The sequence below is a fragment of the Cupriavidus sp. FW305-27 genome (assembly GCF_058787995.1).
Genome location: NZ_JBYTAG010000003.1, coordinates 22,819 through 44,432, shown reverse-complemented (window position 1 = coordinate 44,432; position 21,614 = coordinate 22,819). Strand labels below are relative to the sequence as shown.

The 21,614-nt window shown below is 65.4% G+C and carries 18 protein-coding genes and 2 pseudogenes; 16 read left to right on the top strand and 4 right to left on the bottom strand.

Features of this window, described 5'->3' with window-relative positions:
• Position 1 precedes the first annotated feature (1 nt).
• Together AC3WRI_RS02100 and AC3WRI_RS02095 are read left to right on the top strand one after the other, a co-directional pair.
• Positions 2-559 (top strand): annotated as a pseudogene (locus AC3WRI_RS02100) (GNAT family N-acetyltransferase); the annotation flags it as partial.
• A gap of 157 nt (positions 560-716) precedes the next feature.
• Complete coding sequence (locus tag AC3WRI_RS02095; protein ID WP_010810635.1) at positions 717-1,202, top strand: disulfide bond formation protein B; 486 nt, start codon at positions 717-719, stop codon at positions 1,200-1,202.
• A gap of 113 nt (positions 1,203-1,315) precedes the next feature.
• Here the strand turns inward: AC3WRI_RS02095 and AC3WRI_RS02090 are convergent.
• The 3 genes and pseudogenes from AC3WRI_RS02090 to AC3WRI_RS02080 form a co-directional block, all read right to left on the bottom strand.
• Positions 1,316-1,492, bottom strand: a pseudogene (locus tag AC3WRI_RS02090) (transposase); the annotation flags it as partial.
• Between the two features lie 68 nt (positions 1,493-1,560).
• Positions 1,561-2,985 (bottom strand): NAD(P)-binding domain-containing protein, encoded by a 1,425-nt coding sequence (locus tag AC3WRI_RS02085; protein WP_492292450.1) that lies wholly within the window; start codon positions 2,983-2,985, stop codon positions 1,561-1,563.
• A 7-nt stretch (positions 2,986-2,992) separates the two neighbouring features.
• The gene (locus tag AC3WRI_RS02080; RefSeq protein ID WP_011615497.1) at positions 2,993-3,295 is read right to left on the bottom strand and encodes a hypothetical protein; all 303 of its coding nucleotides are present in this window, start codon (positions 3,293-3,295) and stop codon (positions 2,993-2,995) included.
• 271 nt (positions 3,296-3,566) lie between these two features.
• On the opposite strand from AC3WRI_RS02080, the gene AC3WRI_RS02075 reads away from it, so the two are divergent.
• The 3 genes from AC3WRI_RS02075 (at position 3,567) to AC3WRI_RS02065 (ending at position 6,881) form a co-directional block, all read left to right on the top strand.
• The gene (locus tag AC3WRI_RS02075) at positions 3,567-4,223 is read left to right on the top strand and encodes a sugar transferase (protein ID WP_037024914.1); all 657 of its coding nucleotides are present in this window, start codon (positions 3,567-3,569) and stop codon (positions 4,221-4,223) included.
• A gap of 440 nt (positions 4,224-4,663) precedes the next feature.
• Positions 4,664-5,683 carry an ATP-grasp domain-containing protein gene (locus tag AC3WRI_RS02070; RefSeq protein ID WP_492292515.1) on the top strand — a complete coding sequence of 340 codons (1,020 nt, stop codon included), beginning with the start codon at positions 4,664-4,666 and terminating at the stop codon, positions 5,681-5,683.
• 394 nt (positions 5,684-6,077) lie between these two features.
• Complete coding sequence (locus AC3WRI_RS02065; RefSeq protein ID WP_011615495.1) at positions 6,078-6,881, top strand: class I SAM-dependent methyltransferase; 804 nt, start codon at positions 6,078-6,080, stop codon at positions 6,879-6,881.
• A 246-nt stretch (positions 6,882-7,127) separates the two neighbouring features.
• Here the strand turns inward: AC3WRI_RS02065 and AC3WRI_RS02060 are convergent, their stop codons facing one another.
• A complete protein-coding gene (locus tag AC3WRI_RS02060; RefSeq protein WP_041687406.1) occupies positions 7,128-9,062 on the bottom strand; it encodes an ATP-binding cassette domain-containing protein in 1,935 nt (644 codons plus the stop codon).
• A 284-nt stretch (positions 9,063-9,346) separates the two neighbouring features.
• Between AC3WRI_RS02060 and AC3WRI_RS02055 the strand changes: the two genes are divergently transcribed.
• The 11 genes from AC3WRI_RS02055 (at position 9,347) to AC3WRI_RS02005 (ending at position 21,611) form a co-directional block, all read left to right on the top strand.
• Positions 9,347-10,309 carry a MurR/RpiR family transcriptional regulator gene (locus AC3WRI_RS02055; RefSeq protein ID WP_010814215.1) on the top strand — a complete coding sequence of 321 codons (963 nt, stop codon included), beginning with the start codon at positions 9,347-9,349 and terminating at the stop codon, positions 10,307-10,309.
• 8 nt (positions 10,310-10,317) lie between these two features.
• Positions 10,318-11,292, top strand: a complete 975-nt coding sequence (locus tag AC3WRI_RS02050) for an isoaspartyl peptidase/L-asparaginase family protein (protein ID WP_011615493.1) — start codon at positions 10,318-10,320, stop codon at positions 11,290-11,292.
• 56 nt (positions 11,293-11,348) lie between these two features.
• The gene (locus tag AC3WRI_RS02045; RefSeq protein ID WP_010814213.1) at positions 11,349-13,232 is read left to right on the top strand and encodes a dipeptide ABC transporter ATP-binding protein; all 1,884 of its coding nucleotides are present in this window, start codon (positions 11,349-11,351) and stop codon (positions 13,230-13,232) included.
• A 38-nt stretch (positions 13,233-13,270) separates the two neighbouring features.
• Positions 13,271-14,827, top strand: a complete 1,557-nt coding sequence (gsiB, locus tag AC3WRI_RS02040; RefSeq protein WP_037024891.1) for a glutathione ABC transporter substrate-binding protein GsiB — start codon at positions 13,271-13,273, stop codon at positions 14,825-14,827.
• Between the two features lie 221 nt (positions 14,828-15,048).
• Complete coding sequence (gene gsiC, locus AC3WRI_RS02035) at positions 15,049-15,969, top strand: glutathione ABC transporter permease GsiC (RefSeq protein WP_010814211.1); 921 nt, start codon at positions 15,049-15,051, stop codon at positions 15,967-15,969.
• A 7-nt stretch (positions 15,970-15,976) separates the two neighbouring features.
• On the top strand, positions 15,977-16,891 hold the full coding sequence (gene gsiD / locus AC3WRI_RS02030) for a glutathione ABC transporter permease GsiD (RefSeq protein WP_011615492.1): 915 nt from the start codon (positions 15,977-15,979) through the stop codon (positions 16,889-16,891).
• 16 nt (positions 16,892-16,907) lie between these two features.
• Positions 16,908-17,954, top strand: a complete 1,047-nt coding sequence (locus AC3WRI_RS02025) for a DmpA family aminopeptidase (RefSeq protein ID WP_010814209.1) — start codon at positions 16,908-16,910, stop codon at positions 17,952-17,954.
• Positions 17,954-18,772, top strand: coding sequence for a M55 family metallopeptidase (locus tag AC3WRI_RS02020; RefSeq protein WP_010814208.1), 819 nt, complete (start codon positions 17,954-17,956; stop codon positions 18,770-18,772). Before AC3WRI_RS02025 ends, AC3WRI_RS02020 begins: the two co-directional genes overlap by 1 nt.
• A 79-nt stretch (positions 18,773-18,851) precedes the next feature.
• Positions 18,852-19,616: a hypothetical protein gene (locus AC3WRI_RS02015; RefSeq protein WP_439667972.1), complete on the top strand. Its 765-nt coding sequence runs from the start codon at positions 18,852-18,854 to the stop codon at positions 19,614-19,616.
• Positions 19,617-19,679: 63 nt separating this feature from the next.
• A complete protein-coding gene (locus AC3WRI_RS02010) occupies positions 19,680-20,750 on the top strand; it encodes a M14 family metallopeptidase (protein WP_010814206.1) in 1,071 nt (356 codons plus the stop codon).
• A 234-nt stretch (positions 20,751-20,984) separates the two neighbouring features.
• A complete protein-coding gene (locus AC3WRI_RS02005; RefSeq protein ID WP_010814205.1) occupies positions 20,985-21,611 on the top strand; it encodes a CDP-alcohol phosphatidyltransferase family protein in 627 nt (208 codons plus the stop codon).
• The last annotated feature ends 3 nt before the right edge of the window (positions 21,612-21,614 follow it).

Here is a 21,614-nt window from a genome sequence, read left to right as displayed (position 1 = left end):
CATGGACGACGGCATCGCCTTCGAGACCGAACGCCTGCGGCTGCGCCAGTGGCGCGAGGCGGACTATGCGCCGTTTGCCGCGCTCAATGCCGACGCGCAGGTGATGCGCTATTTCCCTGCGCCGCTGGCGCGTGTTGAAAGCGATGCGTTGGCCGACCACTGCCGCAGCCTGATCGCAGCGAAGGGATGGGGCGTCTGGGTGGCGCAGCGCAAGGCGGACGGTGTTTTCCTGGGGTTTGTCGGACTGCACGAGCCCACCGCGGCGCTGCCGTTCGCGCCCTGCGTGGAGATCGCCTGGCGCCTGGCGCGGCACGCCTGGGGCAGCGGCTACGCGACCGAGGCGGCACGCGGCGCGCTTGCCTGGGGCTTTGAGCGGCTGGGGCTGGATGAGATCGTGTCTTTCACGACACTCGCCAATGCCCGCTCGCGGGCGGTCATGGAAAGGCTCGGCATGCGTGAGGATGCCGTGGGTTTCGAGCATCCCGCGTTGCCGCCAGGGCACCCCTTGCGGCCCCATTGCCTGTACCGTTTGCCGCGTACGGCGTGGCAGGCAGCAGGCAGCCGGCGCATAGCACCCCTGCGTCAATCCGCCACAGGGCAGGGGGCTTGCGCTGCATGTGACGCCAACTGCAGGCGCTGCAAAATAGGTAATAATGCGCAGCAATGCCGCGCCATCCACTGACGGCACCGCTTACCGGATTACCTGATCACCCACTATGCAAGCCAACTCACGCGCCTATTTCCTGCTGATCGCCCTCGTTTCCTTCGGCCTGGTCGGCGTTGCGCTCTACCTGCAGTTTGAAAAGGGCTACCAGCCTTGCCCGCTCTGCGTGATGCAGCGCTTTGCCTTTATCGGCATCGGCATCTTCTCGCTGCTGGCCGCCGTGGCGCAGAATACACGCTCGCTGTGGCAGGGCCTGGGCATGCTGTCCGGCATTGCCGGGATTGCGGTGGCGGTCTACCACGTGTCGCTGCTGCTCAATCCCAAGGCCAGCTGCGGCATCGATCCGCTGGAGAACTGGGTCAACGCGCTGCCGACTGCCAAGGCGCTGCCGCAGGTGTTCTACGCGGATGGCCTGTGCACCGCGCCGCTGCCGCCGGTTCTGGGGCTGTCGGTGCCGGCATGGTCGCTGATCTGGCTGTTTATCCTGACGCTGACGCTGGCGGTGGGGTTGATCCGGCGCGAGAAGAATTTCCGCTGAGTGGTGAATTGATAAAGAAACCGGCGCACCAGGCGCCGGTGTTTGTTTGATGCAACGGATTTTCGAGCAGCGCTGGTTTGCTTTGACGTAGTCGGGTAGTACCTGTTGCGCAGGGCCAGCCACAGTAGCTTGATCGCCGCCGCCACGGCCCGGCACTCCTTTCTGCTGGCGTATCCCAGGCTGTTGCGGATCAGATGCATGATGCAGGACTGCAGCCTCGTTTGGGGGAACACCGCGTTCAGGGCCTGTTCCATGCCCTTGAGGCCGTCAGTTACCGCAGTCAGGATGTCCTGGGTGCAGTGGTCCGGCTAGCCACTACTCCGTCTCGCTCTTAGCAAGTTGAGAGCGCCTTCTGAAACTATTCCATATTATTTCCCGGGGCCTGAAGGATGCTTTGTCCATGCAGGCCGCTGCCACCATTTCCCTCGACCAACTCCGAAGGGAGGGCCTGTGACTGGGCGACAGAAATCCTGGTTTCATTCTTGAAGCATCTACTGATGTGCCGTGCCAACTGTGGAGCCGCATATTTTGCGCCATAGATGAAACGCAGAGCAGGCCCAAAGCTCAGCGCGGCGGCCGGCCCAACCACATATAGGTCGCGTACATTGGTTTCGAAATTGCGCGTCAGACTTGGCGAGCCGTCAATGAGTGAAAGCGAATTCAAGAGTTCCTGGGAAATGAAGGAATGTCTGGCCATGTCAACCTTGAACCCCGTCGCGACAACAACATGATCAGCGCTAAGGCAGGACGTTTCGTTCCTGGTCGCGACCTGCAGAACTACCTGACCATTCTTGACTTCGGCCTGCCTGATTTCAGTCTGAGTCAAGATATCAATCTTGCCATCCACGCGATTGCGCAGCCACCAGGCACCCGACGGTCCCCACCCAGTCTCTAGAGTTCTCTTGCGGCGCTCAAGATTCATCATGTGGAAGACAATAGGGTACTCGGACACCAAGAAGGAAGACAAAAGAGCGCTCGGAGTATTCGACTGCCAACCGCGTCCTATCCCGACGTGCGATCTCAGTAGCCTTGAGATACCCCCACGGGAGGTACGCGGTTCATTACTCCAATTCACAGTCGCACCGCGCACGAGTAAGCGAACCCGCGCTCCGATCTCGCTCAACAGTGCGGCGAGCCCGATTGCCGACTGACCTCCGCCCACAACGACGATGTTCTTGTTCTTAGCCCATTCCAGACTCCCGAATTCGCTGGAGTGAACCACGTAAGGTGTCGGCATGCCCTGTAGTGCTGGAGGCATTTGCGAAAATCCCTTCAGACCCAAAGCCATTACCACGCGCCGCGCCGCCAGGGAACTGCCGTCGCCCAGGGCCAGCCGGAAGAATCCATCCTTGCGGTGCATATCGACAACTTCCACTGCGCGAACATGACTGACCAACTGCGACTGAAACCAAAGCCCGTATTCCACAAAGAGCTCGAGCGGCAGGTGCATACCAATCGGCTTATATTCAATACGATTGCGACGGCAATATTCTTCAATCGTATAGCCTTCCCGCGGCGCATAGAGATTCGAGGCAAATCCTTCCGAGCGCAACAGCATGCCTGGAGGCATGAAATTCCTCCAGGCATGCATTGGTTTCCCAAGAATTTGATGTGGCACGCCAGCTGAGGTCAGGTAGGCCGAAACCGATAAGCCATAGGGACCAGCTCCGATGATAACCGTATCCGTTGACGAGATCATTATTGCTCTTCCCCTTAAACTTGCCTGGCTTGCGGAGCCGCGCAGTACGGACCACCGCATGATGCTGCGGGTGCAGAAAATCATTCTTGAATCATTTTTCCGGTGCTGTCATGTCTTCGATAAAATCATGCCACTGAAAGTGCGAACCAAATAACCACAGGCGCGGGGCGACCATAGTGCGGCGCCTTGAGAGATCAACCGCTCTATTGACTTCACGATTGACCATCGGGCGCGCCAATCCAGGCAATTGAACAGTTGCGATCGCCCAATTCAGCGTGTCCAATAGATCGGCGTGGCGTGCTGCACAGCGATTTCCGATTGCTTCTATCGTGCCGTCCAGCCAGATTAAGGCAATCCAGAACCAGGCCGCCGTGTCTTCTGTACGGGCGCGCACACTCGCTTTCTTGATTCTCTTTCGGGTGGCCGGACACTGCTTGCGCGCAGGCGCAGGTCGTCAGAGCCATGTATGCCATGGCGGACATAGTCGAATTGCTGGCGATGCAACCGGTTCCAGCACCGGTGGCGCGGCGCAACGTGGCCTCGACCACATTTTGGTCCTTCACACGGAGGCTCGGCTTTGGTTAGATAGACTCCGGAGCGGAAATCCATTGTCTGTCAGGGGATGGCCATGAATGCCGCTGCGGGACGAACTGGGCGGATCGATCATGAAGCGTTTGTTCGACATAGTTTTCGCCTCCATGGCATTGCTCGTGCTGGCCATTCCGTTGCTGATCCTGGCTGGCGCAGTGCGATGGAAGCTGGGCAGTCCGGTGCTGTTTCGTGCAACACGTGCAGGCCTGGGTGCCAGGCCATTCGAAGTCGTGAAGTTCCGAACCATGACGGAAGAGCGAGGCCCTGATGACCAGCTCTTGCCGGATGAAGAAAGGCTCACGCCGTTCGGCAATTTTCTGCGCCGCTCCAGTCTCGATGAGCTGCCTCAGTTCTGGTGCGTTCTGGTGGGCGATATGAGTGTCATTGGTCCACGACCTTTGCCGATGAAGTACCTGCCGTTCTACTCACCGGACCAGGCACGTCGTCATCTGGTCCGTCCCGGCATTTCCGGCTGGGCGCAGGTGAACGGGCGGAACTCTCTGAGCTGGGAAGATAAGTTTCACTTCGACACCTGGTATGTGGACCACTGCTCTTTCTGGCTGGATCTGAAGATCCTCTGGCTCACGGTGGGCACTGTCATGGACCGCCGGGGCATCAACGCCGCGGGGGATCTGACCGTGCCTTCATTTACAGGCAGCCCAGGCACCCAGTACGTCGCCAGCGAGTCCGAGCCCGCGCAGAAAGAAGAAGTTCCGATTCGCACGGCATGACGAGTGTTCATGCTGAATGCCGCATGTTCTCCTTGTGACCATGCTTCTCTCGCGAAGAGATCGATGCCGTATCGTGGCAGTTCAGCTCGAACAAGACAAGCTACCGGACCAGGAGGGCAAGGACGTTGGTGAGAGGCTGTGCCGGTGGGTGTTCAAAGGCGTGTTGCTACTACGTGAATTTGCGCACGTATCGTGCTTCTTTCCAGCCGGTGATTCTGATTAGATGGTAGGTGTTACGGTTGGGCGCAGGACAATGGCCGCAGTTCTGGCGGGACGGCTTCGCGCGATCGGTGAGTCCCGGTTCAAGAGCGGCAAAGAAGAAAGTCGGCGCTCCAGCCGCAGGACCGAAATCCGGTCCGACGAAAGCATCGAAAGACCTGCATGATGGGGCTGTGGGGCTATGGCAGGGTCATTGTGGTTGGAATGAGATTGGGGTGAAGATGAACGTTCTTTTGACCTGCATAGGGAGACGGCGCTATCTGGTGGAGTATTTCAAGTCGGAGCTGAACGGGACCGGCATGGTGCTTGGGGTGGACATGCAACGCGGCGCGCCGGCCGCGAGCGCATGCGACATGTTCCTGGTAGGCCCCGGCCTCTTGGCGGATAACTACATCGACTTCCTGATCGATGTATGCAGGGTGCATCGGGTCTCGGCCCTCCTGTCGCTGAATGACTTGGAGCTCCCGCTCATTGCCGAGCACGCTCAACGGTTTCGGGAAATCGGAACGATACCGGTCATCTCGTCGGCAGAGGTCATTAGCCTTTGCGCGGACAAGTTCCTGACTGCGCAGTTCGCCGAATCAATCGGGCTGTCCACGCCGCGCAGCTATGCGACCCTCGAAAGTGCAGAGCATGCCATTGCGACGGGCTCGGTAGCCTTCCCTCTGGTTGTCAAGCCCCGCTGGGGCAGCGCTAGTTTTGGCATCTTCGTCGTCGAGGACCTGAACGAGCTTCGCTTCGCCCGTGCGTACTGCCAGCGGATCTTGCAGAAATCGATCTTCGCAAAGATGGGACAGCCAGGGATGGAGGTGCTGATCCAGGAAGTGATCTCGGGCCAGGAGTACGGGCTCGATATCTTCAACGACTTTGAGGCGAGGCCGATCGGGTTTGCGGTCCGCAAGAAGCTGTCGATGCGGGCGGGGGAGACGGACCGGGCGATCACTGTCGAAAGCGCGCCATTCAACGACCTGGCCACGCGAATCAGTCGCGAATTGCGGCACATCGGCAATGTCGACTGCGATGTGATCGAGCGCGACGGGCGTCAGTACCTCCTGGAGATGAATCCAAGATTCGGAGGAGGCTATCCCTTCACCCATATAGCGGGAGCCAACCTGGTGCGGATACTGCTGAACTGCGTGCGCGGCGGGCAGCAAGGGCAGGAAGTCCGCTATCAGGCCGGTATCGAACTGGCCAAGTGCGACTACCCGGTCGGCGTGGGAGCACGGGTTGAGGAGGGATAAAGGCAGGCGCTAACAATCAATGCAACAGGACGGAGCAGCCACACTCGTCCGAGATGGATCTTGAACCAGACTGTCGGCAAATCGCGGCGATTTCCGTGAGCGGTTGCGCGCTCATTTCCATGGCGCGCCGGGTCAATTCGGCAGCGCTGCTCAGTGTGAGCACAGCGAGGCAGATGCCCGGGAGCCGCCAGGCGACAGGTGCCGGCCAAATGCGTCCCCTCGTGAAGAGCGTCATCGGTCAGATGCTTGCCGACGCGCCATACACTGGGCCTTTTTGACATTCCGATGTGCGAAACCAGACATTGTGCGGTTTGCACACCCGATAGATTGAGGGCTCGCGACCCGCCCGCCCCGGGCCGTCCACATTTCGCCACTCCCTGCAGGGAGGCATATTGTGAACACTTCAAGCATACCGACCAAGCCTTTGCGCGCGGTGTTGATGCAACGGCTGAAACAACGGCTCAAGCCGTACACGCCAGCCTGGTTGCTGAAATACCACCACGACCGGACCATCCGCAAAGACCGCGCACTGTATCAGGGAAAGGCGCTTCGCGAGGTGTTTTCCCATGTCTACGAAACCGGGGGGTGGGGCGTGGCGAAGGACCACTCCGGGTTCTACAGCGGGAGCAGTTCTCATGATCCGGCGATCGTCGACACCTATGTCGAAGCCGTAACGGCCTACCTCGGCTCGTTGCCATACCGGCCAGACGTGGTTGACCTCGGTTGCGGCGATTTCAATGTCGGCAGCCGTATCCGGCCGGCTTGCGCACGCTATGTTGCTTGCGACGTGGTGGAGGCAGTCATCCAGTCGAACCGCACCAGGTTCTTCTCCAGTCTTGATGTGGACTTCCGGTGCCTCGACATCACAAGCGAGCCCTGGCCGAGAGGTGACGTCGTTTTCCTGCGCCAGGTGCTCGATCATCTGGACAACGCACGCATTGCCGGCGTGCTTGCCAGCCTGACGCCATACAAGAGCCTGATTCTGACTGAGTATTTGCCTCTGGCACCCGATTTCCCGCCAAATCTCGACAAGCCGATCGGTCCTGGTCTCCGGATTTGGGGCGCTATACCAAGCGGAATCGTGGTGACGGAGCCGCCGTTCGAGCTGAAAGCCTTGTCGACGCAGATACTCTGTGAGGTGCAGGACAACGTAGGCGTCATTCGTACCATCGCGTACGAACTGCCTCGGCAAACCTGACTGAACCTCTGCCAAGATGTAATGTGCCGTCCTTGACGGTGCCAGGGGCAAGGGATTTTGACGTAGGAGGCCAGGGCCGGTTCGAGGCCCGGCAGTGCGGCAGCGACGGCCCAGGCGGCAGTTCGGGTCCGGTTAATCGGATGATCGGCGATGCGGCCCAGCACTTGGCGCGGGTAGTCTTGGTGCTGAGGCCGCTGAGCTGGCTGTGCCAATGAGCGTGTACCCCCTGCGCCCGAAAAGAGGCGGTCACGCAATCTGCTCGATTTGCTCCTGCAACTCCAGCCACTTCTCCTCAAGCGTCTCCAGCTCGCCGTTGACCTCGCCCTGGCGCTTGAGCATCTCCATCAGCCTGGTCTTGTTGGCTTCGGCATAACTGCTTTCATCGGCCATGAACTGGTCGATCTCCTCCTTGGCGGCTTGCAGCACCGCCATGCGCTTTTCCACCTTTTCCAATTCTTTGGTCAACGGCTTGCGCAGTGCTGACAGCCGCTGGCGCTCGTCGGCTTCCGCGCGGCGCTGGTCCTTGCGGTTGACCGCCGCGGTGGCATCGCCGGCGTTCTCTGCCAGGTGCGCGGCGGTGGCGGCATTGCGCTTGGCCGCGGCCTGTTGCAGCAGCCAGTCGCGGTAGTCGTCCAGGTCGCCGTCGAACGGCTTGATGGTGCCGTCGGCCACCAGCATGAACTGGTCGGCGGTCGCGCGCAGCAGATGCCGGTCGTGCGACACCAGGATCAGCGTGCCTTCGAACTGCGCCAGCGCCATGGTCAGCGCCTCGCGGGTGTCGAGGTCCAGGTGGTTGGTCGGCTCGTCCAGCAGCAGCAGGTTGGGCTTCTGCCAGACGATCAGCGCCAGCGCCAGGCGGGCCTTCTCGCCGCCTGAGAACGGTTCGATCGGCGAAGTGGCCATGTCGCCGCGGAAGTTGAAGCTGCCGAGGAAGTCGCGCAGTTCCTGCTCGCGGGTATCGGGTGCCAGCCGCGCCAGGTGCTGCAGCGGCGAGTCGTGGTCGCGCAGCGTCTCCAGCTGGTGCTGGGCGAAGTAGCCGATCTGCAGGCCCTTGCCCAGGCGCAGGTTGCCCTTGAGCGGATCCTGCGTGCCCGCCAGCGTCTTGACCAGCGTCGACTTGCCCTGGCCGTTGGCGCCGAGCAGGCCGATGCGCTGGCCGTTCTGGATCGACAGCGCCAGGTTGTGCAGGATGGTGACGGGCGGCTCGGCCTCGGCATAGCCGCAATCGACACCGTCGAGCACCATCATCGGGTTGGGGGCGGCGTCGGGTTCGCGGAACTCGAAAGCGAAGCCGGCGGCCACGTGCACCGGCGCCAGCCGCTCCATCTTTTCCAGCGCCTTGACGCGGCTCTGCGCCTGGCGCGCCTTGGTCGCCTTGGCCTTGAAGCGCGTGATGAACGATTCCAGGTGCGCGATTTCCTTCTGCTGGCGCACGTAGGCGGATTGCTGCTGCGCCATCTGCTGCAGGCGCAGGGTCTCGAACAGCGTGTAGTTGCCGCCGTAGCGGCGCAGTTGCTGGTTCTCGATATGCACGGTGACGTTGCAGATCGCATCGAGGAATTCGCGGTCGTGCGAAATCATCACCAGCGTGCCGGGATAGCGCGCCAGCCAGTCTTCCAACCAGACGATGGCGTCCAGGTCCAGGTGGTTGGTCGGTTCGTCGAGCAGCAGCAGGTCGGACGGGCACATCAGCGCCTGCGCCAGGTTCAGGCGCATGCGCCAGCCGCCGGAGAACGAGGCCACCGGCTGCGACACCTGCGCCAGCGTGAAGCCCAGGCCCAGCAGCAGGGCCTCGGCGCGCGCCGGGGCGGTGTAGCCGTCGGCGTCGGCAAAGGCGGCGTGGGCTTCGCCCTCGGCGCTGCCGTTGCCGCTGGCCTGTGCGGCGGCGATGGCGCCTTCGATTTCGCGCAGGCGGGTGTCGCCATCGATCACGTAATCCACGGCGGTGCGGCTGACCGCAGGCGTTTCCTGCGCTACGTGTGCGACGCGCCACTGAGCCGGCACGATGACATCGCCCCCGTCCGGATGCAGCTCGCCGCGCAGCAGCGCGAACAGCGTCGACTTGCCGCTGCCGTTGGCGCCGACAAGGCCCACGCGCTCGCCCGGGTTGAGCGTCACGCTGGTGTGGTCGAACAGCACCTTGGTGCCGCGCTGGAGGACTAGCTGGTCGATTCGGATCACGGGAGGGGGAAATGCCTGAGTGAAAAACAGAAAAAGCGCGGAGAAAGCGGGCAACCGCCGGGTCTGGTGCGCTGGCCGGCATTGTAGCGTTTCCGGTGCGCCGCACGCCGTGGCGGTGCAAAACAGCCCGGCAACGTGCACCGCCAATGTGCCTTCGTGCCTCGACGATTCAGGGATTACCCTTGGTCTTGCAAAACTCTATTTTCTTGTTCGTGCGTTGCGTGTAAATTCATTTTCACGAAAACGGCGTGCATCAGACGACGTCCAGACCAACCGCTTCCACCATGCAAAAAGGCCATTCGATCTCAGACCGCATTGCGCGCAGCCTGCCGACGCTGACGCCGGCGCACCGCCGCATGGCGGAATACGTGCTGGCCAATCTGTTCCGCGCAGCGACCATGCGCATCGACGAATTTGCCGCGGCGGTGGAGGTGTCGGTGGCCACGGCCAACCGCTTTGCGCGGGCGCTGGGGTTCGACGGCTATCCGCAGTTCCGGGCCGAGCTGGTGCGCGGCTTCGAGGCCACGCTGGCTCCGGTGGAGCGGCTGCGCAGCGAGCTGGAGCGGCCCGCGACCGCGGCCGAAGTCTTCGCCGCCTCGCTGGAAGATGCCGCGGCCAACGCGGAAGCCACGCGGCGCGGCATCGACCCGGAGGCCTGCGAGCGCGCGGTCTCGGCGATCCTGGCGGCGCAGCGTGTCTACGTGGCCGGTTTCGGCGCCAGCGGTTTCCTGGCGGGCCTGCTGCAGCACGGGCTGGAAATGCACTGCCGCATGGTGACCTCGGTGGCGGGCGCCGGCGGCGCCTCGCATGCGGCGCGGCAGCTGTTCAAGCAGCAGCCAAGCGACCTGCTGATCGTGATTGCCTTCCCGCGCTACGTCACGGACACCATCGAACTGGCCGAGCGGGCCAAGTCGCGCGGCGGCCAGGTGCTGGCGCTGACCGACGGGCCGACCTCGCCGCTGGCGCCGCTGGCCGATATCGCGCTCTACGCGCAGGCCGGCAACCGGCTCTCGGCCAACTCCGATGCCACCGTGCTGGCGCTGATCGAGGCGCTGTGCGGCGCGGTCGCGCACCGGGCCGAGCGCCCGGTCAAGGCCGCCGCCGAAATGACCGAATTCCTGCTGCCGTGGCTGTACGGCACGCCGGCCGCGGAGTCCGCGGGCCGTGCCGCGCCCGGCACCCCGCAGTCCACCGAAGCCACGGCTGGCGCCACGCGCGGCCGATCCTCCAACACCCGCAAGTCCTGAGCATCCACATGCAACCAGCAGTCATTGCCATCCACGGCGGCGCCGGCACCATCACCCGCGCGGCGATGGACGCCGCCCGCGAACGCGAATACATCGAAGCGCTGCAACACGTGCTGCAAGCCGGCCAGCGCATCCTGGCCGAGGGCGGCAGCGCGCTCGATGCGGTCACCGAGGCCGTGCGCCTGCTGGAAGAATGCCCGCTGTTCAACGCCGGCAAGGGCGCCGTGCTGACCCATGCCGGCACCTATGAGCTCGATGCCGCGGTGATGGACGGCGCCACGCTGGCAGCCGGCGCGGTGGCCTGCGTCACGCGCCTGCGCAACCCGGTGCTGGCCGCGCGCGCGGTGCTGGACCACAGCGAGCACGTGCTTTTTGCCGGCGCCGGCGCCGAGGCCTTTGCGCAGTCGCAGGGGCTGGAACTGGTGGGCCCGGACTACTACTTCACGCAGGCCCGCCATGACCAGTGGCAGCGTGCGCTTGGCAACGCCGGCATGGCGCTGCTGGACCACGATGGCGCTGCGCTGGTGGCGCAAGGCAAGACGCAGGCGAGCGACCCGATCGATCCGGACAGCAAGTTCGGCACCGTCGGCGCGGTGGCCTGCGACGGCCGCGGCAACCTGGCTGCGGCCACCTCCACCGGCGGCGTGACCAACAAGCAGGTGGGGCGCGTGGGCGATACCCCGGTGATCGGCGCGGGCTGCTATGCGGACGACGTGGCGGCAGTGTCTGCCACCGGCACCGGCGAGATGTTTATCCGCACCGTGGCCGCGCACGACGTGGCTGCCCAGATGCGCTATGCGGGCCTGTCGCTCGAGGAATCAGCGCGGCGCGTGGTGATGGAGAAGCTGCCGGCCATCAACGGCCGCGGCGGCCTGATCGCGGTGGACCGCGCCGGCAACGTCACGCTGCCTTTCAACACCGAAGGCATGTACCGCGGTTTCGCCCGGGTGGGCGAGGCCGTGAACGTGTCGATCTACGGCTGAGCGCCATCCCCCTGCATCACCCGGCAATACAAGGAGTTCCAGTGGCCACTTCCCCTATGCAAGCCTCCCAGTCCGGCATCGTGCTGCCACCGCAGCGCGTGGTCTCGGTGAACGGGCTGACCGTGCGCTTTGCCACGTCCGAGCGCACCGTCGAGGCCGTGCGCAACCTGTCCTTCCATGTCGACCGCGGCGAGACGCTGGCGGTGGTGGGCGAGTCGGGCTCGGGCAAGTCGGTCACGTCGCTGGCGCTGATGCGGCTGGTCGAGCATGGCGGCGGCAAGATTGCCTCCGGCAGCATGGCGCTGCGCCGGCGCGGCGGCGAGGTGATCGACCTGGCGCGCGCGGACAACGCCACGCTGCGCAGCGTGCGCGGCGCCGACGTGGCGATGATCTTCCAGGAGCCGATGACCTCGCTCAACCCGGTGTTCCCGGTGGGCGAGCAGATCGCCGAATCGATCCGGCTGCACCAGGGCAAGAGCCGCGCCGCGGCGCGTGCCGAAGCGCTGCGCATGCTGGAGCTGGTGCGCATCCCCGAGGCGCGCCGCGTGCTGGAGCGCTATCCGCACCAGCTCTCCGGCGGCATGCGCCAGCGCGTGATGATCGCGATGGCGCTGTCGTGCAAGCCGGCGCTGCTGATCGCCGACGAGCCGACCACGGCGCTGGACGTGACCATCCAGGCCGAGATCCTGCAGCTGATCCGCGGCCTGCAGGCCGAGATGCACATGGGCGTGGTCTTCATCACGCACGACATGGGCGTGGTGGCCGAGGTCGCCGACCGCGTGCTGGTGATGTACCGCGGCGAGAAGGTGGAAGAGGGCACTTCCGACGATGTGTTCCGCGCGCCGGCGCACCCGTATACGCGCGCACTGCTGTCGGCGGTGCCGCGTTTGGGCGCGATGAGCGGCACCGACCTGCCGGCCAAGTTCCCGCTGCTGCGACTCGATAGCGCCAACGCCGAGCCGGTCGCACCGCAGGACACGGTGACGCCGGGCGTGGCGCCGATCCTGCGCGTGCAGGACCTGGTGACGCGCTTCGACGTGCCCGGCGGCCTGTTCGGCCGCGTCACGCGGCGCGTGCATGCGGTCGAGAAGGTCAGCTTCGACCTCTATCCCGGCGAGACGCTGGCGCTGGTGGGAGAGTCCGGCTGCGGCAAGTCCACCACGGGCCGCTCGCTGCTGCGCCTGGTGGAAAGTCAGAGCGGCACCATCGAGTTCGCCGGGCAGAACATCAGCAAGATGGAAGGGCCGGCGCTGCAGACCCTGCGCCGCAATATCCAGTTCATTTTCCAGGACCCGTTCGCCTCGCTCGATCCGCGCGTGCCGGTCGGTTATTCGATCATGGAGCCGCTGCTGGTGCACAAGGTCGCCAGCGGTAAGGAGGCCGAGCAGCGCGTGGCCTGGCTGCTCGACAAGGTCGGGCTGGACGCATCGCATGCGGCGCGCTACCCGCACGAGTTCTCCGGCGGCCAGCGCCAGCGCATCTGCATTGCGCGCGCGCTCGCGCTGAACCCCAAGGTGGTGGTGGCCGATGAGTCGGTGTCGGCGCTGGACGTGTCGATCCAGGCGCAGATTGTCAACCTGATGCTGGACCTGCAGCGCGAGCTTGGCATCGCCTTCCTGTTTATCTCCCACGACATGGCGGTGGTGGAGCGTGTGAGCCACCGCGTGGCGGTGATGTACCTGGGCCAGATCGTCGAGATCGGCCCGCGCCGCGCAATCTTCGAGAACCCGCAGCACCCGTACACCAAGAAGCTGATGTCGGCGGTGCCGATCGCCGACCCGGCGCGGCGCCACCTGCGGCGCGAGCCGCTCAACGACGAGATCCCCAGCCCGATCCGCGCGGTCGGCGACGAACCGGTGGTGCAGCCGCTGGTGCAGGTCGCCGGCAGCGGGTCGCTCGGCCACTATGTCGCCCGGCATGCCGTCGGCGGCGCCTATTGAAGTCCTGGAAGTCACCAAGTTACCAAGGAGAATCGACGATGTCTGCACGTATGGTTTCGCCCCGATGGGTGGCCGGCGCCTTTGCCGCCGGCACGCTGGGCATGCTGGTTTCGGCCCCGGCTTTCGCCGCCAAGGATGCCGTGATGGCGGTGAGTTCGACCTTCACCTCGCTGGATCCGTACGATTCGAACGACACGCTGTCGCAGGCGGTTGGGAAGAGCTTCTACCAGGGCCTGTTCGGCCTGGACAAGGATATGAAGCTGGTCAATGTGCTGGCAGACAGCTACGACGTCAGCAAGGACGGCCTGACGTATACGATCAAGCTGAAGAAGGGTATCAAGTTCCACGACGGCACCACCTTCGACGCCGGCGCCGTCAAGGCCAACCTGGACCGCGTCACCAACCCGGCCAACAAGCTCAAGCGCTACACGCTGTTCAACCGTGTCGCCAAGACCGACGTGGTCGATGCCAATACCGTCAAGGTCACGCTGAAGGAGCCGTTCTCGCCGTTCATCAACGTGCTGGCGCACCCGTCGGCGGTGATGATCTCGCCGGCCGCGCTGCAGAAGTACGGCAAGGAAATCGCCTTCCACCCGGTCGGCACGGGCCCCTTCGAATTTGTCGAATGGAAGCAGCCCGACCACCTGAAGGGCAAGAAATTCGCGGGCTTCTGGAAGACCGGCTACCCGAAAATCGACACTATCACCTGGAAGCCGGTGGTCGACAACAACACCCGCGCCGCGATCATGCAGACCGGCGAGGCTGACTTTGCCTTCAGCATCCCGTTCGAGCAGGCCGCGGTGCTGAAGAACAGCGCCAAGGTGGATCTGATCGCCTCGCCGTCGATCATCCAGCGCTACCTGTCGCTGAACACCATGGTCAAGCCGTTCAACGACCCCAAGGTGCGCCAGGCCATCAACTATGCCATCAACAAGGACGCGCTGGCCAAGGTCGCCTTCGCTGGCTACGCGGTGCCGGCCGAAGGCGTGGTGCCGCCTGGCGTGGACTATGCCGAGAAGCTGGGCCCGTGGCCGTATGACCCGGCCAAGGCGCGCGCGCTGCTGAAGGAAGCCGGCTATCCGAACGGCTTCGAGACCACGCTGTGGTCGGCCTACAACCATACCACCGCGCAGAAGGTGATCCAGTTCGTGCAGCAGCAGCTGCAGCAGGTCGGCATCAAGGCCTCGGTGCAGGCGCTTGAGGCCGGCCAGCGCGTGGAGAAGGTCGAGAGCGTGCCCAAGCCGGAAGATGCCGGCGTGCGCATCTACTACGTGGGCTGGTCGTCGTCGACCGGTGAATCGGACTGGGCGCTGCGTCCGCTGCTGGCTTCGGAGTCGATGCCGCCCAAGCTGCTGAATACCGCGTACTACAAGAACGACCAGGTCGACGCCGATATCGCCGGCGCGCTGCGCACCACCGATCGTGGCGAAAAGGCGCGCCTGTACAAGGACGCCCAGGAACGCATCTGGAAGGATGCGCCGTGGGCCTTCCTGGTGACCGAGAAGGTGCTGTTCGCGCGCAGCAAGCGGCTGAGCGGCGCCTATGTGATGCCGGATGGATCGTTCAATTTCGAAGAGATCGATATCAAGCAGTAATGGGTGAGGCGAGGGCCGGGACTTCGTGGAAGCTCCTGCCCTCTCCCCCGGCCCCTCTCCCGCAAGCGGGAGAGGGGAGCAAACAACGGGTGCCGGCTGTAATCCCATCCAAAGAGCAGTAAGCAGTAAAGCAGTACGCCGAGGTGGCCGCCTTGCCCGCGTCGCGGGGTCGCAGGCGGGCGGCCTGCGGCCTCTGCTGCTGCATTTCTTTCTGGTGTGTCATGCTGAATTACTTCCTCAAACGTGTGCTGGGCGTGATCCCCACGCTGCTGATCGTGGCAGTGCTGGTGTTCCTGTTCGTCCACCTGCTGCCGGGCGATCCGGCGCGGCTGGCGGCGGGCCCGGAGGCCGATTCCGCCACCGTCGAACTGGTGCGCAAGGACCTGGGCCTGGACCGGCCAATGCACGAGCAGTTCGTCAACTTCTTTTCCAATGCGGTCCGCGGCGAGTTCGGCCATTCGCTGCGCACCAAGCGCCCGGTCAGCGAGGAGATCGGCGACCGCTTCATGCCCACGCTGCTGCTGACGGTGGCGTCGATGGCCTGGGCGGTGGTGTTCGGCATGGCGATCGGCATCGGCTCGGCCGTATGGCGCAACCGCTGGCCGGACCGGTTCGGCATGACGCTGGCGGTGTCGGGCATTTCGTTCCCGGCCTTTGCGCTGGGCATGCTGCTGATGGAAGTGTTCTCGGTGCAGCTGGGCTGGCTGCCGTCGATCGGCGCCGACAGCTGGAAGCACTACGTGTTGCCGTCGATCACGCTGGGCGCGGCGGTGGCCGCGGTGATGGCGCGCTTTACGCGGGCCTCGTTCGTCGAGGTGCTGCAAGAAGATTTCATCCGCACCGCCCGTGCCAAGGGCGTGCGCGAGACGCTGGTGGTGGCCAAGCACGGCCTGCGCAACGCCATGATCCCGGTGGTGACGATGATGGGCCTGCAGTTCGGCTTCCTGCTGGGCGGCTCGATCGTGGTGGAAAAGGTGTTCAACTGGCCGGGCCTGGGGCGCCTGCTGGTCGATGCCGTCGAGATGCGCGACTACCCGGTGATCCAGGCCGAGGTGCTGCTGTTCTCGCTCGAATTCATCCTGATCAACCTGGTGGTGGACATGCTCTACACCGTGATCAACCCAACCATCCGCTACAAGTGAGGCCGGCATGACTGAGCTTTCCACGCCCGCCGCAGCGCAAGCGGCACCCGCCACCGCCTCCGTGCCGGAGGCCGTGCGCACGCCCTGGACCGAGTTCTGGCGCAAATTCCGCAAGCAGCACCTGGCGCTGGGCGCCGGTGCCTTCGTGCTGGTGCTGGTGGTGATTGCCATCGTGGCGCCGCAGATCGTGCCGTACGACCCGGAGAACTACTTCGACTACGACGCGCTCAACGCCGGCCCGTCGGCCGCGCACTGGATGGGCGTCGATTCGCTCGGACGCGACATCTTCAGCCGCATCCTGGCCGGCGCGCGCATCTCGCTGGCGGCGGGTTTCCTGTCGGTGATCATCGGCGCGCTGATCGGCACCGTGCTGGGCCTGCTGGCGGGCTACTACGAAGGCTGGTGGGACCGCATCGTGATGCGCATTTCCGACGTGCTCTTCGCCTTCCCGGGCATCCTGCTGGCGATCGGCATCGTGGCCATCCTCGGCAACGGCATGACCAACGTGATCTTCGCCGTGGCCATCTTCAGCATCCCGGCGTTTGCACGGCTGGTGCGCGGCAATACGCTGATGCTCAAGCGGTTGACCTATATCGAGGCGGCGCGCAGCATCGGCGCGTCGGACTGGACCATCCTGATGCGGCATATCCTGCCGGGCACGGTGTCGTCGATCGTGGTGTATTTCTCGATGCGTATCGGCACCTCGATCATCACCGCGGCCAGCCTGTCGTTCCTGGGGCTGGGCGCGCAGCCGCCCACGCCGGAATGGGGCGCGATGCTCAACGAAGCCCGCGCCGACATGGTGACCGCGCCGCACGTGGCGATTTTCCCCAGCCTGGCGATCTTCCTGACCGTGCTGGCCTTCAACCTGCTGGGCGACGGCCTGCGCGACGCGCTTGACCCCAAGATCGACCGCCGTTGAACCTGAGCCGCTGAACATGACCGCATCGACAACGGGCGTGCCGCGTGTCGGCAGCCTGCCGGCAGGTCCGCTGGACAGCATCGCCGACGTCGCCGGCGTGACCGTCGGCCATTGCACGCTGGCGGACGGCGCCGTGCAGACCGGCGTCACCGTGATCCGTCCGCATGGCGGCGATCCGTACCGCGACAAGGTGCCCGCCGCGGCCACGGTGCTCAACGGCTTTGGCAAGAGCATCGGGCTGGTGCAGGTGGACGAACTGGGCGTGCTGGAAACCCCGCTGGCGCTGACCAATACCTTTTCGGTCGGCGCGGTCGCGCAGGCGCAGATCCGTGCGGCGGTGGCGGCCAATCCGGAGATCGGCCGCGCGCTGCCGACCGTCAATGCGCTGGTGTTCGAGTGCAATGACGGCTACCTGAACGATATCCAGCGCATGGCGGTGGAGGGCAGCCACTATGAGGCGGCCCTGGCCGGTGCCGGTCATGACGTCGCGCAGGGAGCGGTCGGTGCCGGACGCGGCATGTCGGCATTCGGCGTCAAGGGTGGTATCGGCACTGCTTCACGCCTGGCCGGTGGCTATCGCGTGGGCGCGCTGGTGCTGGCCAATTTCGGCACGCCGGAATCGTTGACCGTGGCCGGCCGGCTGGCCGGTCCGGAACTGGTGCAGCGCCTGGCGCAGCCCGACACCGCGGCGCAACCGGAAAAGGGATCGATCATCATGATCCTCGCCACCGACGCCCCGCTGGATGCGCGCCAGCTGCGCCGGCTGTCGCTGCGCGCCGGCGCCGGGCTGGCGCGTACTGGCTCGGTGTTCGGGCATGGCTCGGGCGATATCGCAGTCGCGTTCTCGAGCGCGTATACCGTGCCGCACGACACCGCCCGGCCGATGCCGGCCGTCGCCATGCTGCATGAAACCCATCTCGACCCGCTGTTCCGCGCCGCGGCCGACAGCGTCGAGCAAGCCATCCTGCATGCCCTGTGGCATGCCGCACCGGTGCAGGGCCGCGACGGCCACGGCCGGCGCGCACTGCTGGACGTGATGCCCGAACTGGGCCAGACCGCCTGATGAAGATCCTTGTTTCCACCGATATCGAAGGCGTGGCTGGCGTCTTCCACGCCGAACAGACGCGCCCCGGCAACGGCGAATACGAACGCGCCCGCGCCTGGATGACCGGCGAAGCCAATGCCGCGGTCGATGGTGCCTTTGCCGGCGGCGCGACTGAAGTACTGGTCAACGATTCGCACGGCGGCTTCCGCAACCTGCTGCCGGACCAGCTCGATCCGCGCGCGCGGGTGGTGCTTGGCAAGCCGCGCTACCTTGGCATGATGGCCGGCGTCGAGGCCGGAGTCGACGGCGTGCTGATGATCGGCTACCACGGCCGCGCCCAGAGCCGCGGCGTGCTGGCGCACACCATCAACAGCGGCGCGTTTGCGCGGGTCTGGCTCAACGGCAAGGAACTGGGCGAGGCGGGCCTGTACGCCGCGCTGGCCGGCGAGTTCGGCGCTCCGGTGCTGATGGCCAGCGGCGACGATGTCTTCGTGCAGGAAACCCATGCGCTGATGCCGTGGGTGCGCTATGTCGAGACCAAGTCAGCGGACGGCTTCGGCAGCGGCACCTCGCTGTCGCCGGCGGCGGCGCGCGAGGCCATTGCCGCGGCGGCCGCAACCGCGGTGCGCGAACGCGCGCAGGCGCAATGCCTGCGCATCGCCGCGCCGGTGACTTGCACCCTGCAGACCCTGACGCCCGCGCACGCGGACCTGTTCTGCCAGTGGCCGGCGCTGGAGCGCCGCGACGGCGTGACGCTGTCCTTCCAGGCCGATTCGGTCCAGGCGGCGGTGCGCATGCTGAACTGCCTGTCGGCGATGTCGTTCATGCTGAAGTAGGGCAGGGCAGATTCGCCGGGGCGGTCGCGCAGATCGGCGACAATAGCGGGTCTAGCAATTCAGGTATGAGCCGCAACGCATGACCCAGGCACACGACGGGGGCTGGATCCCCGTGCGCAAGGACTTCGTCGACCCCGCCACGCGCTGCCATGCGCGGGGCGCGAGCCGCCGCCACCATGGCTTTCCGACCGGGCAGGCTTATATCCTGCGCGACGCCGCAGGGCATGAATACCCCTTTGGCGACGACTGCGCGCGTGCCGCGGTGCCGCATCCGGGCCTGCTGCTGCAGGTGCCGGACTACACCGAGCGCGATGTGGTGCCGCGCACGGCCTTGCCCGAGGTGGCGCCCCCGGCCCGCCGGCGCGATCCCGGCCAGGCGCAGGCCGCCGAGCGCGCCGCCGCGATCCGCTACCTGGTGCTGCGCATGGAGAAGGTGGCCGCGGTGCCGCGCGTCCAGCCGACAGTGCGTTTCCCGGCGCTTGAGGGCGTCTACGAGCAGTACCAGCGCACTTGCGACATCGGCATGGCGCAAGTGCGCCGCATCCTGGCGATCGAGCGCAGCCCGTCCACCCCGCCGCGGCTGCGCGCCACCAACCTGCTGGACGTCTATACCGCGCATATCAAGCTGGAATGGCTGATCGCGGGGTCCAACAGCGTCGACAACATCCGCTTCCTGCGCAGTCTGCACGACTGGCTGGCCCGTCACCTGGTGCTGACCGCCGGCCAGCTGGCCGCGGCCGGGATCGAGATGCATCCGCAGGCGTTCACCGCGCCCGGCATCTGGGGGCCGGGGACAGAGCCCGCGCCGGCATCGCCCGGGTACGCATCCGGATCGCTGTTTTAGCTGCGGGTGGCAAGACCTGCGGATTTGGCGTCTAATGCCTGCATCGCATCAGCCGGTCACGCCATGAGCCATTTTTCTCGCAGCTACGCCGAAGCCCGCCAGAAGTTCCTTGACGCCGCGCGCACGGCCGGGGCCGCGCTGGCCCAGTTCCCGCACCCCACCAAGCGCGGCAGTGCCGGCGAGGACCTCGCCATCGACGTGGCGCTGGCCGGTCCGGCCGAGGCCCGCCGCTGCCTGATGGTGACCTCGGGCACGCACGGCGCCGAAGGCTTTGCCGGATCCGGCGCGCAGGTGACAATGCTGCACGACGCCGCGCTGCTTGCCGATTGCGCCGCCGCCGACACCAGCCTGCTGCTGGTGCATGCGATCAATCCCTACGGTTTTTCCCACCTGCGCCGGGTCAACGAGGACAACGTCGACCTGAACCGCAATTTCATGGACTTCACCCAGCCGCTGCCGTACAACGAGGCCTATGCCGAGATCGCGCCGCTGCTGGTGCCGGCGCAATGGCCGCCGTCCGACACCGACCAGGCGCAACTGATGAAGGCCGTTGCCGAGCGCGGCATGCCGTGGTACCAGGCCGCGGTCAGCCGCGGCCAGTACCAGGACCCGGGCGGCATGTTCTACGGCGGCGACAAGGCTGCCTGGAGCAACTACACGCTGTGCCGCATCCTGGCGCGCTTCGGCGCCGGGCGCGAGGCGCTGCGCTGGATCGACGTCCATACCGGACTTGGCCCCTGGGGCTACGGCGAGCCCATCCACATGGGCCCGGACACGCCGGAATCGCTCACGCGCACGCGCGCGATCTGGGGCGCGCGGGTAACCTCGATCTACGATGGCTCGTCGACCTCGGCCAACCTCACCGGCCTGGCCTGGCACGCGGTGCTGCAGACCCTGCCCACCATCGACTACGCCGGCATCGCGCTTGAGTTCGGCACGCTGCCGGTGGGCGAGGTGCTGGACGCGCTGCGCGGCGACCACTGGCTGCACCAGCACCCGGAAGCCGACGAAAACCAGCGCGCGCTGGTCCGCCAGGCGATGTGGCGTGCCTTCTATGGCGATACCGACGACTGGCGCGAGGGCGTGGTGGCGCAGGTGACCGACGCAGTGCGGGACACCATTGCCTCGGCCTAGCCGGCTCTGGCCGCAAGCGCCTTCTGGTAATGTCTCGACGTTGGCGGTAGAGTGCTGAGCCAGGCACTGCCGCCATGCCTTGGCCGGCACGAGCAGCAGCCGCGCCGCGGTCAGAAAACTACCAGAAACAAGACGGAAGAGGTCGGGGCAGGCCCGGGCGCATGATCCTGCGCGTCGCCGCGGCCTGGCGCACGGCGTCGCTTCCGGCATCAGCTCGGCAGGGAGGCCGGTGCGATGACCCTCTATGAACTGAAGCCCAGGTTCCAGGCCCGGTTGCGCCCCATGGTGCAGGACCTGGCGCAGCGCGGCGTGACTGCCAACCAGGTGACGCTGGCCGCCGCGGCCGGCTCCCTGGCGGTGGGGGTGCTGGCCACGCTGGGCATGCTGGTGGCCGAGACCCCGGCGCTGTTCCTGCTGTTCCCTCTATGGTTGTTCCTGCGCATGGCGCTCAACGCCGTCGACGGCATGCTGGCGCGCGAGCACGGCCAGCAGAGCGTGCTGGGTGTCTACCTGAACGAGCTTGGCGACATTGCCTCGGACCTGGCGCTGATCCTGCCGCTGGCCGCGCTGCCGGACTTCAGCCTGGGCCAGGTCGGCACCTTCGCGCTGCTGGCGGTGATCGTCGAGGCCACCGGGCTGATCGGCCCGCTGGCCGGGGCCAGCCGGCGCTACGACGGCCCGCTGGGCAAGAGCGACCGCGCCTTCGCGGTCGGCGCGATCGCGCTGTGGGCAGGTGTTGGCCTGGGCTTTGGCGCGGCCGCCAGCTGGCTGTGGCTGGTGCTGTCGCTGCTGTCGCTGTTTACGATTGCCAACCGGGTGCGCCGCGGTGTCGCCGAGGCCCAGTCCCGCACAGCGGAGTAGCGA